At 59.7% G+C, this 13358-nt stretch carries 11 protein-coding genes; 7 read left to right on the top strand and 4 right to left on the bottom strand.

Annotation, left to right across the window (positions count from 1 at the left end):
* Positions 1-5 precede the first annotated feature (5 nt).
* Together ACZ9IM_RS16990 and ACZ9IM_RS16995 are read right to left on the bottom strand one after the other, a co-directional pair.
* On the bottom strand, positions 6-1187 hold the full coding sequence (locus tag ACZ9IM_RS16990) for an amino acid ABC transporter permease (RefSeq protein ID WP_476224510.1): 1182 nt from the start codon (positions 1185-1187) through the stop codon (positions 6-8).
* Between the two features lie 65 nt (positions 1188-1252).
* A complete protein-coding gene (locus tag ACZ9IM_RS16995; RefSeq protein WP_008072088.1) occupies positions 1253-2284 on the bottom strand; it encodes an amino acid ABC transporter substrate-binding protein in 1032 nt (343 codons plus the stop codon).
* Positions 2285-2753: 469 nt separating this feature from the next.
* Between ACZ9IM_RS16995 and ACZ9IM_RS17000 the strand changes: the two genes are divergently transcribed.
* From ACZ9IM_RS17000 to ACZ9IM_RS17020, 5 genes are all read left to right on the top strand, one after another.
* Positions 2754-3410, top strand: coding sequence for an alpha/beta hydrolase (locus ACZ9IM_RS17000; protein ID WP_427626608.1), 657 nt, complete (start codon positions 2754-2756; stop codon positions 3408-3410).
* An 85-nt stretch (positions 3411-3495) separates the two neighbouring features.
* Positions 3496-4983: an ATP-dependent RNA helicase RhlB gene (gene rhlB / locus ACZ9IM_RS17005; protein ID WP_476224511.1), complete on the top strand. Its 1488-nt coding sequence runs from the start codon at positions 3496-3498 to the stop codon at positions 4981-4983.
* A 143-nt stretch (positions 4984-5126) separates the two neighbouring features.
* On the top strand, positions 5127-6074 hold the full coding sequence (locus ACZ9IM_RS17010; RefSeq protein WP_427626606.1) for an ornithine cyclodeaminase family protein: 948 nt from the start codon (positions 5127-5129) through the stop codon (positions 6072-6074).
* A 196-nt stretch (positions 6075-6270) separates the two neighbouring features.
* A complete protein-coding gene (locus ACZ9IM_RS17015; protein ID WP_427626604.1) occupies positions 6271-7398 on the top strand; it encodes an NAD(P)/FAD-dependent oxidoreductase in 1128 nt (375 codons plus the stop codon).
* 97 nt (positions 7399-7495) lie between these two features.
* The gene (locus ACZ9IM_RS17020; protein ID WP_427626602.1) at positions 7496-8137 is read left to right on the top strand and encodes a helix-turn-helix transcriptional regulator; all 642 of its coding nucleotides are present in this window, start codon (positions 7496-7498) and stop codon (positions 8135-8137) included.
* 134 nt (positions 8138-8271) lie between these two features.
* Here the strand turns inward: ACZ9IM_RS17020 and ACZ9IM_RS17025 are convergent, their stop codons facing one another.
* The gene (locus tag ACZ9IM_RS17025) at positions 8272-9048 is read right to left on the bottom strand and encodes an ABC transporter substrate-binding protein (RefSeq protein ID WP_008014459.1); all 777 of its coding nucleotides are present in this window, start codon (positions 9046-9048) and stop codon (positions 8272-8274) included.
* A gap of 231 nt (positions 9049-9279) precedes the next feature.
* Positions 9280-10461: an NO-inducible flavohemoprotein gene (hmpA, locus tag ACZ9IM_RS17030; RefSeq protein WP_476224512.1), complete on the bottom strand. Its 1182-nt coding sequence runs from the start codon at positions 10459-10461 to the stop codon at positions 9280-9282.
* 147 nt (positions 10462-10608) lie between these two features.
* Here hmpA and norR point away from each other — a divergent pair, with 147 nt between their 5' ends.
* Both norR and ACZ9IM_RS17040 read left to right on the top strand, forming a co-directional pair.
* The gene (norR, locus tag ACZ9IM_RS17035; RefSeq protein ID WP_476224513.1) at positions 10609-12162 is read left to right on the top strand and encodes a nitric oxide reductase transcriptional regulator NorR; all 1554 of its coding nucleotides are present in this window, start codon (positions 10609-10611) and stop codon (positions 12160-12162) included.
* Positions 12163-12435: 273 nt separating this feature from the next.
* The gene (locus ACZ9IM_RS17040) at positions 12436-13338 is read left to right on the top strand and encodes a chemotaxis protein CheV (protein WP_008072097.1); all 903 of its coding nucleotides are present in this window, start codon (positions 12436-12438) and stop codon (positions 13336-13338) included.
* The last annotated feature ends 20 nt before the right edge of the window (positions 13339-13358 follow it).

The following is a 13358-nucleotide window of genomic DNA, read 5'->3' on the forward strand; positions in this document are numbered from 1 at the left end:
TTTCCTTACCGCTCGATCAGCGCAATGCGCTTGTTGTACCAGTTCATCAGCAGGGAAATGCTGATACTGATCGCCAGGTACACGCTCATGGTGATGGCAATGACTTCGATCGCCTGCCCGGTCTGGTTCAGCACCGTACCGGCAAACAACGACACCATCTCCGGATAACCGATACCGGCCGCCAGCGAGGAGTTTTTCGCCAGGTTCAGGTATTGGCTGGTCAGCGGTGGAATGATCACGCGCAGGGCTTGCGGGATGATCACCTTGCGCAGGGTCGGACCGTTGCGCAATCCCAACGAGTGGGCCGCTTCGGTCTGGCCGTGGCTGACCGACTTGATGCCCGAACGCACGATTTCGGCGATAAACGCCGCGGTGTACACCGTCAGGGCCAGGGTCAGCGCCAGCAGTTCCGGGATCAGCACCCAGCCACCGACGAAGTTGAAGCCCTTGAGCTCCGGCATTTCCCAGTGCAGTGGCGCGCCGAAGATCAAGGCACACAGCGCAGGGATCACCAGGAACAGCGCCAGGCCTGCCCAGAATTTGTGGAACGGTACGCCGGTCGCTTCGAAGCGCTTGGTCGCCCAGCGGCTCATCAGCGCGATCGCGACGATAGCCACGACGATGCTCGCCACAAACGGCCAGAAACCGTCTGCCGCCAACGCTGCGGGCATGTTCAGGCCGCGGCTGCTGACGAAGAAGGTGTCGCCGAAGTTATGGCTGTTGCGTGGCCCCGGCATGGTCAGGAACACCGCGAAGTACCAGAACAGGATTTGCAGCAGCGGCGGAATGTTACGGAAGACCTCTACATACACCGTCGCCAGCTTGGCAATGATCCAGTTCTTCGACAGCCGTGCCACACCGACGATGAAACCGAGGATCGTCGCCAGGATTACACCGATAAAGGTGACCAGCAGGGTGTTGAGCAGACCGATGACGAACACACGGGCATAACTGTCCGATTCGGTGTAGTCGATCAGGTGCTGAGCGATGCCGAAACCGGCACTGCGCTCAAGAAAGTCGAAACCCGAGGTAATACCCCGGTGCTGAAGGTTGGTTTGCGTGTTGTCGAACAGGTACCAACCCATCCCGACCACGGCGACAACCGTGATGATCTGAAACAGCCACGCACGCACTCGTGGATCGCTGAGGCTGAGCCTCTGCTTAGGTGCGCCGATTGAATTTTGCATGAAGTGCCCCGGAAATAATGGAACAGAACATCACCCGGTGGTTGGCCCACCGGGTGATAGAACCATCAGCGCACTGGTGGTGCGTATTGAATGCCGCCAGCGTTCCACAGCGCATTCAGGCCGCGGTCGATTTGCAGCGGAGTATCCTTGCCGAGGTTGCGCTCGAACATCTCACCGTAGTTGCCGACTTGCTTGACGATCTTCACGACCCAGTCTTTCGGCAGTTTCAGGTCTTTACCGTATTCACCGTCAGCGCCCAGCATACGAGCGACGTCAGGGTTCTTGGTGGACTTGGCTTCGGCTTCGACGTTCTTCGAAGTCACGCCTGCTTCTTCAGCATTGAGCAGGGCGTAGCCAGTCCAACGCACGATGGCCAGCCACTCGTCGTCGCCGTTACGCACGACCGGGCCCAGGGGCTCCTTGGAAATGGTTTCCGGCAGAACCACGTAGTCCTTCGGCGAAGCCAGCTTGCTGCGCTGGGCGAACAGCTGGGACTTGTCGGAGGTCAGCACGTCGCAACGACCGGATTCCAGCGACTTGGCGCTTTCATCGGAGGTGTCGAAAGTGATCGGGGTGTATTTCAGGCCATTGGCGCGGAAGTAGTCGGAGACGTTCAGCTCAGTGGTGGTACCGGCCTGGATGCAGATGGTTGCACCGTCCAGTTCCTTGGCACTTTTCACGCCCAGCTTGTTGTTAGCCAGGAAGCCGATGCCGTCGTAGTAGGTGATGAAGCCTGGAAACTTCAGGCCCATGCCCGCGTCACGAGAGCTGGTCATGGTGGAGTTGCGCGACAGCACGTCGATTTCGCCGGATTGCAGAGCAGTGAAACGCTCCTTGGCATTCAACTGGCTGAATTTGACCTTGGTCGCGTCGCCGAATACGGCAGCGGCCACAGCGCGGCAGAAGTCAGCATCGATACCAACGATCTTGCCGGTAGAGTCCGGAACCGAGAAGCCCGGCAGACCATCACTTACGCCGCACTGTACGAAACCTTTCTTCTGCACTGCATCCAGGGTTGCACCCGCCTGAGCGAACCCACTGACACCGAGCACTGCGGCTGCAGTCACGATGGCCAGGGTGGATTTCAACATCTTCATTCAAACCTCCAGTTTTGCTCTTGTTGTGTCGGAGCTTGAGCCCTGTCGCACCCTTATGAGGCGTTGTTGACCCGTGTTGGCTTTTTTTAGGGTCAACCGAAGCAGGACCGTCGCTATGAGTCTAGTAGGAGAAAATCCACATCATGGACAACTCCCTTCTCACCAATCGGCCGAACGGGCGGTAGCCCTTTCACGTTCGCGAAGCCCGTAACGGCCTTTGGCGAACATCCATCACCGGATTCTTTGCTATCCCACGACCAGCCGTACACTGATAGTGTTACCGCCAGGCATGAGATTGGTTGCACAGGCTTCCCTATAGCAAAGCCCGTACCAGACCGCTCGCTAAAGCGATTCAGCGACAGGTCAATAGCAAAACTTGCAGCCTTGCGACATCTTCTTAACTGATCAACCCGTTGCGCACTCGAACCTCGCACTTAAATGAGAGCGCATGCACAAATATGGAGCACCCATGACCGAGCCCTTGATTCTGCAACCCGTCAAGCCCGCAGATGCCTGCGTAATCTGGCTGCACGGGCTGGGCGCCGACCGCTACGACTTTTTGCCGGTAGCCGAAGCGCTACAGGAAAGTCTGCTCAGCACCCGCTTCGTCCTGCCCCAGGCACCGACTCGCGCCGTCACTATTAATGGTGGCTACGAAATGCCGAGCTGGTACGACATATTGGCCATGAGCCCGGCCCGCGCGATCAGCCGCGAGCAGCTGGAGGCGTCCGCGCAACGGGTCTTTGATTTGATCGAAGAACAGAAGGCCAGCGGAATAGACGCCTCGCGCATCTTTCTCGCCGGTTTTTCCCAAGGTGGCGCCGTGGTATTGCACACGGCCTTTCTGAAATGGCAGGGACCGTTGGGCGGCGTACTTGCCCTCTCGACTTATGCCCCGACCTTCAGCGATGAACTGCAGCTTTCCGCCAGCCAGCAGCGCATTCCGGTGCTGTCATTGCACGGCCAGTACGATGACGTGGTTCAAAACTCCATGGGCCGGACCGCCTACGAGTATTTAAAGCAACATGGTGTCACCGTGACATGGCAGGAATACCCAATGGGCCACGAAGTGTTACCCGAAGAAATTCGCGACATCGGCGTCTGGCTCGCCGAGCGTTTGCGTTAAAAGCTACCCATTGATCCATCCCACTACGCCGCGCCCGATTCTTGCATTACACTGGCCGGCGTATATTCCTTAACCAATTGATGAGATGACCGTGCTCAAAGCACTCAAGAAAATGTTCGGTAAAAGCGAGACTGAGCAGCTCGCGCCAGTCTCCAGCGCTCCTTCTCATACTCCCAGCCACCGCACCGACGGTAATCAGCCTGGCCGGACCGCAACCGTAGCGGCACCGAAGCACGAGCCGGTGACCACACCGACCGCCCCCCCTGCCGAGGCCATCGCCTCTGAGCAGCCGCGCAGCGAAGCCCCGAAACCGGCAAAACCGCGTCGCGAACCCAAGCCAAAAGCGCCGGTTATTCCATGGAAACTCGAAGACTTCGTCGTCGAACCCCAGGAAGGCAAAACCCGCTTCCACGATTTCAAACTCGCCCCCGAACTGATGCACGCCATTCAGGACCTGGGCTTTCCATATTGCACGCCGATCCAGGCACAGGTGCTTGGCTTCACCCTCGCGGGCAAAGACGCCATCGGTCGCGCCCAGACCGGCACTGGCAAAACCGCCGCCTTCCTGATTTCGATCATCACTCAGTTGCTGCAAACCCCGCCGCCCAAAGAGCGCTACATGGGTGAACCGCGGGCACTGATCATCGCCCCGACCCGGGAACTGGTGGTACAGATCGCCAAGGACGCAGCCGACCTGACCAAGTACACCGGCCTCAACGTCATGACATTTGTCGGCGGCATGGACTTCGACAAACAACTCAAGCACCTCGAAGCCCGTCACTGCGACATCCTCGTGGCCACTCCGGGCCGTTTGCTCGACTTCAACCAGCGCGGCGACGTGCATCTGGACATGGTCGAAGTGATGGTGCTGGACGAAGCCGACCGGATGCTCGACATGGGTTTCATCCCACAAGTGCGTCAGATCATTCGCCAGACTCCGCCGAAGAACGAGCGCCAGACGCTGCTGTTCTCCGCGACCTTCACCGAAGACGTGATGAACCTCGCCAAGCAATGGACCACCGACCCGTCGATCGTCGAGATCGAAGCGCAGAACGTGGCCAGCGAAAACGTCGAGCAACACATCTACGCGGTGGCCGGTGCCGACAAATACAAACTGCTCTACAACCTGGTCAACGATAACGGCTGGGAACGGGTAATGGTCTTCGCCAACCGCAAGGACGAAGTGCGGCGCATCGAAGAACGCCTGGTGCGCGATGGCGTCAACGCGGCGCAGCTGTCTGGCGATGTGCCGCAGCACAAGCGCATCAAGACCCTGGAAGGTTTCCGCGAAGGCAAGATCCGCGTGCTGGTGGCCACCGATGTTGCCGGTCGCGGCATTCACATCGACGGCATCAGCCACGTGATCAACTTCACCCTGCCGGAAGTCCCGGACGACTACGTGCACCGCATCGGTCGTACCGGCCGTGCCGGCGCGGATGGCGTATCCATCAGTTTTGCCGGTGAAGACGACTCCTACCAGCTACCGTCCATCGAGGCGTTGCTGGGTCGCAAGATCAGTTGTGAAACGCCACCGACGCATCTGCTGCGGGCGGTTGAGCGCAAGCGCCCGTAACTCGGGCCTTTCAGAAAGGGGCGCAGCCGGCAACGGACTGCGCTTTTTTTTCGTCCGGCTTTTTTCAACAGGACTTGCTAGAGACAACTAAAAGTCCATAATGGACAAATTAGTTTACTTTCAGCGCCCGGAGCCGACCGACCATGCCCAGCACGCCTTACGTGATCACCCAACCTCAAGCCCGCGAACTGCTGGCACACGTTGACGTGCCGCAGATCCTGCGCAAGCTGTTCCGCGACCTGGCCGCCGGGCAAGCCGTGCAACCGGCGCAACAGTTGGTGGAATTCCCGCAGGGTGCCGGGGACTTCATCAACTACCTGGGTGTGCTGGCCGAAGACGGGGTCTATGGCGTCAAGACGTCTCCCTACATCGTGCGCGAGCAGGGCCCGTTGGTGACCGCCTGGACGCTGCTGATGTCGATGCAGACCGGCCAGCCGCTGCTGCTCTGCGATGCCGGTGAATTGACCACGGCTCGCACCGCCGCGACGACGGCGGTGGCGGTCGATGCCCTTGCTCCATTGAACGCCCGGCGCCTGGCGATTATCGGCAGCGGTAACGTGGCCCAGGCGCACCTGCACTACGTCAAGGGCCTGCGGGACTGGCAAAGCATCAGCCTTTACTCGCCAAGCCTGAACGGCAAGAATCCCGAAGCGCTGGCACAGCTTAGAAGCCTCGATCCACGGCTGACCCTCGTCGACAGTTGCGAAGCCGCGATTCAAGATGCCGACGTGATCATGCTCTGCACCTCGTCCGCCGGCCCGGTGATAGACCCGTCAATTTTGAGCAAACCGGCACTGATCACCTCCATCAGCACCAACGCCCCACGCGCCCATGAAGTGCCTCCACAAAGCCTCAATGACATGCAGGTGTTCTGTGACTATCGTCAAACCACTCCGGGCTCGGCCGGCGAGATGCTGATCGCCGGTGAGCAGCATGGCTGGGACAAGCGTTCGATTGTCGGCGACCTGCCCGACTTGCTCAGCGAAAAAGTGCAGCGCCCCGACTACGACCGCACGGTGTTCTTCCGCTCCATCGGCCTGGGCCTGGAAGACATCGCACTGGCCAATGCCCTTTACCAACTACAGCGCTAACACCACGCCCTTCGTAGGAGCGAATGTGGCGAGGGGGCTTGCCCCCGTTTGAGTGCGCAGCACTCACAAAATCTTTGGTCTATCAGAAATTTTGGGGCAGCTTCGCAGCCCAACGGGGGCAAGCCCCCTCGCCACAGCCTCGCTCCTACAGGAGTTCTCTACAATTTCGGCATTTGCGCCCCCACAGGAGACGTTCATGAGCCAGGCAGATTTCATCATCATCGGCGGCGGGATTGCCGGCGCTTCCACCGGTTTCTGGCTGTCGCAGCACGGGCGGGTGATTGTGCTCGAACGCGAATCCCATCCGGCCTATCACTCCACCGGACGCTCGGCAGCGCTGTTCACCGCCGCCTACGGTACACCGCAGGTTCGGGCATTGACTCAGGCCAGCCGCGACTTCTTCGACGCTCCACCGCCCGGTTTCTGCGAACACCCATTGCTGACCCCGCGCGGCGAGATGACTGTCGACTTCACCGGCGATCCGGCCGAGCTGAGCAATCAATACCTGAGCGCCAAAGCCACGGTGCCGCAAATGCAATGGCTGAGCGCCGACGAAGCCTGTGCGCGCCTGCCGATCCTGCGTCGGGAAAAAGTCCATGGCGCGATCTACGATCCGACCGCCAGCGACATCGATACCGATGCTCTGCATCAGGGCTATCTGCGTGGTATCCGGCGCAATAAAGGTGAAGTTCATACCGACAGCGAAGTGTTGAGCCTGAGCCGTGATGCCCAAGGGCAATGGCAGGTTCAAACCAACACGCAAACCTTCAGCGCCCCGATCATCATCAACGCCGCCGGTGCCTGGGCCGACAAGATTGGCGAGCTGGCCGGCGCCAAACCAATGGGTTTGCAACCCAAGCGTCGGGCAGCCTTTATCTTTGCCGGCCCCGAGGGCCTGGATATCCATGACTGGCCAATGCTGGTCAGCCTCGATGAATCCTTCTATATGAAGCCCGACGCCGGCATGTTCCTCGGCTCACCGGCCAACGCCGACCCGGTAGAACCGCACGACGTGCAGCCCGAAGAGCTGGACATCGCCATGGGCATTTACCAGATTGAAGAAGCCACCACCCTGACCATTCGCCGCCCGACCCGCACCTGGGCTGGCCTGCGCAGTTTCGTGCGCGACGGGGATTTGCTGTCCGGCTTCGATCAGCAGGTGCCGGGGCTGTTCTGGGTCGCGGCGCAAGGCGGCTACGGCATCCAGACGTCGCCGGCCATGGGCCAGGCCAGCGCTGCACTGGTACGCGGCGAAGCCTTGCCCGAGCAGCTCACCCGTTTCGGCCTGGACGCCGAGATGCTCTCCCCCGCCCGCCTGAGCTGATCCTGCCCGTCAGGTGACGTGTCCACACGATTGCGGCAAACTTCCAGCGCCCCCCCCTTTTTTAACGGGGCGCTGACGCTGCCTGGAGTTCCACTGTATGAACGCACCTGAAAAAGACTCGGCCCTGGACGCTGTGTCCATGGACAACTTTCGCGCGATTGCCGATGCGATCGCCACGTTGTTCTTCCCTCACGCCGAGGTGGTGCTGCACGACCTGCGTACGCAAAAGGTCGATTACATCGCCAACAACCTGTCCAAACGGGAAATCGGCGACGACTCGTCGCTGGAAGACATGCTCAGCGAAGACGTCAGCGAACGAAACATCGGGCCGTACGAAAAGCTCAACTGGGACGGCCAGAAGATTCGCAGCCTCAGCAGCGTGCTGCGCGACAGCGAGGGTCGCCCGCTGGCGGTACTGTGCATCAACCTGAATATCTCGCTGTTCGAGAACGCGAAAGCGGCGCTGGATTTGTTCCTGTCGCCGACCAAGTTGATCCCGCAACCGGACTCACTGTTTCGCGATGACTGGCAGGAACGGATCAACACCTTTCTGCACGCCTGGCTGCGCGAGCGTCAGTTGAGCCTGAACGTGCTGACCCGCGACCACAAACGCGAACTGGTGCTGGCGCTGCACGCCGAAGGCGCCTTCAAAGGCAAAAGCGCCTCCAACTATGTGGCCAATGTGCTGAACATGGGGCGGGCGACGGTGTACAAGCATTTGAAGGAATTGAAGGGTTGAGGGTTGAGCTTTGAGCTTTGAGCTTTGAGATGTGTGCTGTCTGCCAGGGCCCCATCGCGAGCAGGCTCGCTCCCACAATGGACCTGCATGCGCAAGACTAATGTGGGAGCGAGCCTGCTCGCGATGGCGATCGATCAATCGCCGTAGATATCCGACTTGAAATACTTCTGCGAAATCTTCTGGTATTCGCCACTGGCGCGAATGTCATCGATCGCCTTGTTCAGATCCGCTACCAACTGCGTATTACCCTTGCGCACGGCAATCCCGGCGCCCTCACCCACGTATTTCGGGTCTTTCAATTCCGGCCCGACAAACGCATAGCCCTTGCCACGCGGCATCGACAGGAAGTCATTCAGTGGAATGGTGTCGGCAAAAATCGCATCGAGACGACCGGCTGCCAGGTCCATGTAGATTTCTTCGTTGTTGCCGTAGCGCTTGACGTTGATGCCCTTGGGTTCAAAGACCTCGGTAGCGTAACGGTCAGTGGTGGTTGCGCGCTGCACGCCGATATTCTTGCCCTTGAGGCTGGCGTACTGGTCATCCACTACCGCGCCGTCCTTCATCACCAGACGCGATGAGGTGAAGTAGTACTTGTGGGTGAAGTCCACCGACTTCTTACGGTCTTCGTTAATGGTCATGGACGACAGCGCCATGTCGATTTTCTTCACTTTCAGGGAAGGAATCAGACCGTCGAACTCGCCTTCGACCCACACACACTTGACCTTCATCTGCGCGCACAGGGCATTGCCGATGTCGTAGTCGAAACCGACAATCTCGCCTTTGTCGGTTTTGGACGCAAACGGCGGATAAGCCGCTTCGATACCGATACGCAGGTCTTTCTCGGCGGCGAACAGGCTGCTGCACGCCAACAGGCTCAGGGCCAGACCGGTGATGAGGGGGAATTTCTTCATATTCGTTCTCTCGCGGGTTGTTGTTGGTTTGGCAAGACAGAAGAAGCTGAAACAGGGAAGCAATTTTTGTACTTATAATTCCATACTGGACTTTTACGTATTATCCGTCAATCGGGCAGACAGCCTTATACCCGGCCTCTGGTCGGGCGCTAGCCAAATGCAAAAAAGGCCGGGTCGGTGCTTCGCAAACAAGCGAAACACCGACCCGGCCCTCAGGAACCGCCCAGAGAGTTACTCCAGCGCGGCAGCCGGCCCGAAGAACTCGTAACGGCTCTGCTTCTCTGGCACACCCAAAGCCTTGAGGTGACGTTTGATCGCCGCCATGAAGCCTTTAGGCCCCAGGAAGTACGCATCCACATCACGCTGTTCAGGCAACCACTCGCCAAGTTGCTCCTGGCTCAACAGGCCAACCTTGTCCGCAGCCGGGCTGACACCATCGTCTTCGGCATAGCAGTAAAAACGCTTGAGCTGCGGATGACGCTCGGCCAGCCCATCGATCCAGTCACGGAAAGCATGAACACTACCGTTGCGTGCGCAGTGGATAAAGTGCACCGGCCGCTCGGTCGCCAGCGCCGCTTCGAGCATCGCCAGCGTTGGGGTGATGCCGACGCCGCCACTGATCAGCACCAACGGTTTGTCGCTGGCGGTCAGGGTGAAATCCCCCGCTGGCGGGAACAGCATGATGCTTGCGCCGACGTGCAGTTGATCGTGCAAATGGTTGGAAGCGCGGCCGCCGGTTTCGCGCTTGACGCTGATGCGGTACTGGCCCTTGTTGGCCAGCGCCGACAGCGAATAGTTACGTCGAATTTCTTCGCCATCGAGGATCAGTTTCATGCCGATGTACTGGCCAGGCTCTGCCGCGAGAATCGGGCCCTTGTCCGCCGGTTCGAAGTAGAACGAGATGATTTCCGCGCTCTCCTCGACCTTGGCCGCCACGATGAACTCCCGCGCACCACGCCAGCCACCCGGCGCCTGGGCTTTCTGGTCGTAGATGCTGGCTTCGGCGCCGATCAGGATCTCGGCCAACTGACCGTAGGCCGCGCCCCACGCGCTCATCACTTCCGGAGTGGCAATCTCTTCGCCCAGCACTTCGGAGATCGCTCGCAACAGGCAGCTACCCACGATCGGGTAATGTTCCGGGAGGATTTGCAGGGCCACGTGCTTGTTGATGATCTTGGCCACCAAGTCGCCCAATTGATCGAGCTGGTCGATGTGCCGCGCATACATCAATACACCGTTGGCCAGGGCGCGAGGCTGATCGCCGCTGGCCTGGTGGGCCTGGTTGAACAGCGGGCGGACTTCCGGATATTCGGAGAGCATCATGCGGTAGAAGTGAGTGATCAGCGCTTCGCCGCCGCTTTCCAGCAACGGCACGGTGGACTTGACGATGGCACGGTCTTGAACGCTAAGCATAAGAGCAACCCCTGGGCTTTATATGAATAACCTTTACGTATCAGTTTCCATGCCAACAATTAAAACCTTATAAATCATTAAGTTAAAAACATAGTAGTCATATCGACACGCAACGCTTTATAGTCACACCGACTACACGGAGTCATTATGACTGCAAAATTACTGCTCACGACGTTGCTGCCCCTGGTCTCCGACCTGTCCCGCGAACTGCCCGAAGGCGAGCGCTACCGACGCTTGCTCGAAGCCATGCGCGCCCTGCTCCCGTGCGACGCCGCGGCCCTGCTGCGACTCGATGGCGAATGGCTGGTGCCGCTGGCGGTGGACGGGTTGAGCACCGACACCCTCGGCCGACGTTTCAAGGTCAGCGAACACCCGCGCTTCGAAGCGTTGCTCAGCAGCCCCGGCCCGACTCGCTTCGCCGCCGACAGTGATTTGCCCGATCCTTATGACGGCCTGGTCGATGGTCTTCACGATCACCTGGAAGTTCACGACTGCATGGGCTGCCCGCTGTTTATCGACGAGCGCCCGTGGGGTTTGTTGACTCTCGACGCGCTCGACCCTGAACGTTTTGAACCGATCGAACTGGACGCCCTGCAAGCCTTCGCCAGCCTCGCCGCCGCCACGGTCAACGCCGCCGAGCGCATCGAGCGGCTGGCCAACCGCGTCGAGGACGAACATCAGCGCGCCGAGGTTTACCGTCAGGCCAGCGGCCAACAGAACCGCGAAATGATCGGCCAGAGCAAGACTTACAAACGACTGGTGGAAGAGATCAGCCTGGTGGGCGGCAGCGACCTGACGGTGCTAATCACCGGCGAAACCGGAGTTGGCAAAGAGCTGGTGGCCCAGGCTATCCACGCAGCGTCCCCACGGGCCGATAAACCGATCATCAGCCTCAATTGCGCCGCCCTGCCAGACACGCTGGTGGAGAGCGAATTGTTCGGCCATGTGCGCGGGGCTTTCACCGGCGCGACGAATGATCGGCGCGGCAAGTTCGAGCTGGCCAATGGCGGTACGTTGTTCCTCGATGAAGTCGGCGAACTGTCGCTAACGGTGCAGGCCAAATTGCTGCGAGTGCTGCAGAGCGGGCAATTGCAGCGGCTGGGGTCGGACCAGGAACATCAGGTCGACGTGCGATTGATCGCCGCGACCAACCGTGACCTGGCTGAAGAAGTGCGCAGCGGTCGCTACCGTGCCGACTTCTATCATCGCTTGAGCGTTTACCCGCTGCTGGTGCCCGCACTGCGCGATCGCGGTCGGGATGTGCTGCTGCTCAGCGGCTACTTCCTGGAACAAAACCGCTCACGCATGGGCCTCAACAGCCTGCGCCTGACCAGTGATGCGCAAGCGGCACTATTGGCGTATGACTGGCCGGGGAACGTGCGGGAACTGGAGCATTTGATTGGTCGCAGTGCATTGAAGGCGTTGGGTAACTGCAAGCAACGGCCGAAGATTCTCAGCTTGAGCGCCGCAGATCTGGACTTGCCCAACGGCAGCATTGAACCCGTGCCAGAACCGGTGGTTGCGGCACCGGCGGCGGCATTAATTGCAGGGGATTTGCGTGAGGCCACCGAGCATTATCAGCGCCAACTGATCAGCGCTTGCCTGCAACGGCACCAGAACAACTGGGCCAGCGCGGCGCGGGAGCTGGGTCTGGATCGGGCGAACCTTGGACGGATGGCCAAGCGGTTGGGTATGAAATAGTCTCACCCGGATAACATCGTACTCTTGTGGCGAGGGAGCTTGCTCCCGTTGGAGTGCGTAGCGCTCCCGTTTTTTCCAGAGTAGAACCTCATTGCTGGTTTCACGACCGCTTCGCGGCCGAACGGGAGCAAGCTCCCTCGCCACAGGGGTTCACTGTTTGGGCGGCAATGGGGATTACTCCTAAAGCCTGCCCCTCACAAGTCGATAACCCGGCATCGATAGCTGTTGGCGATCTTCACAATCGCCCATCACCTTTTTCCACAGAAGGTTTTTATGTCTTCCAACAAAGCCCGCGCAGATTCACTTTCGCTTCTGCTGTTTACCTTGCGCAGCGGCAAGCTGATGGCGATCAACCTGCTGAAAGTCAGCGAAATCATCCCCTGCCCGCCGCTGACCAAGCTGCCGGAGTCGCACCCCCACGTCAAAGGTATCGCCACCCTGCGTGGCGCATCGCTGTCGGTGATCGACCTGAGCCGCGCCATCGGCGAGCGACCGCTGGAAGACCCGAACGGTGGCTGCCTGATCGTCACCGACGTCAGCCGCTCCAAGCAGGGCCTGCACGTTCAGGCGGTGAGCAAGATCGTCCATTGCCTGACTACCGACATCCGTCCACCGCCCTTCGGCTCCGGTGGCGTGCGCTCGTACATCACCGGCGTGACCTCGGTCGACGGCACTTTGGTGCAGGTGCTGGACATCGAAAAGGTCATTCACGGCATCGCTCCGGCGCAGATCGAAACGGCCCCCACCGAGCTGAGCATGGAAGACGCCGAAGTCCTCGGCAACGCGCGAATCCTGGTGGTCGATGACAGCCAGGTCGCCCTGCAACAATCGGTACACACCCTGCGCAACCTCGGCCTGCAATGCCACACCGCTCGCAGCGCCAAGGAAGCCATCGACTGCCTGCTGGACCTGCAAGGCACCGCCCAGCAAATTAACCTGATCGTCTCCGATATCGAAATGTCGGAAATGGACGGTTATGCCCTCACCCGCACACTGCGCGAAACCCCCGACTTCTCGCACCTCTATGTGTTGCTGCACACCTCGCTGGACAGCGCGATGAACAGCGAGAAGGCTCGACTGGCCGGGGCCAACGCGGTGCTGACCAAATTCTCCTCACCGGAACTGACCAAATGCCTGATCGCGGCGGCCAGGGCCGTCACTGAACAAGGTCACTGAGTTGTGGCCGAGGACTTTTG

It is taken from the genome of Pseudomonas sp. TE12508 (assembly GCF_056279485.1).

Excerpts from the sequence above, each read along its gene's own strand:
- ACZ9IM_RS17040 (WP_008072097.1), top strand. The coding sequence starts at position 12,436 with ATGTCTTCCAACAAAGCCCGCGCAGATTCACTTTCGCTTCTGCTGTTT.
- ACZ9IM_RS17000 (WP_427626608.1), top strand. The coding sequence starts at position 2,754 with ATGACCGAGCCCTTGATTCTGCAACCCGTCAAGCCCGCAGATGCCTGC.
- ACZ9IM_RS17020 (WP_427626602.1), top strand. The coding sequence starts at position 7,496 with ATGAACGCACCTGAAAAAGACTCGGCCCTGGACGCTGTGTCCATGGAC.
- ACZ9IM_RS17015 (WP_427626604.1), top strand. The coding sequence starts at position 6,271 with ATGAGCCAGGCAGATTTCATCATCATCGGCGGCGGGATTGCCGGCGCT.
- ACZ9IM_RS17025 (WP_008014459.1), bottom strand. The coding sequence starts at position 9,048 with ATGAAGAAATTCCCCCTCATCACCGGTCTGGCCCTGAGCCTGTTGGCG.
- rhlB (WP_476224511.1), top strand. The coding sequence starts at position 3,496 with ATGACCGTGCTCAAAGCACTCAAGAAAATGTTCGGTAAAAGCGAGACT.
- ACZ9IM_RS16990 (WP_476224510.1), bottom strand. The coding sequence starts at position 1,187 with ATGCAAAATTCAATCGGCGCACCTAAGCAGAGGCTCAGCCTCAGCGAT.
- hmpA (WP_476224512.1), bottom strand. The coding sequence starts at position 10,461 with ATGCTTAGCGTTCAAGACCGTGCCATCGTCAAGTCCACCGTGCCGTTG.
- ACZ9IM_RS17010 (WP_427626606.1), top strand. The coding sequence starts at position 5,127 with ATGCCCAGCACGCCTTACGTGATCACCCAACCTCAAGCCCGCGAACTG.
- ACZ9IM_RS16995 (WP_008072088.1), bottom strand. The coding sequence starts at position 2,284 with ATGAAGATGTTGAAATCCACCCTGGCCATCGTGACTGCAGCCGCAGTG.
- norR (WP_476224513.1), top strand. The coding sequence starts at position 10,609 with ATGACTGCAAAATTACTGCTCACGACGTTGCTGCCCCTGGTCTCCGAC.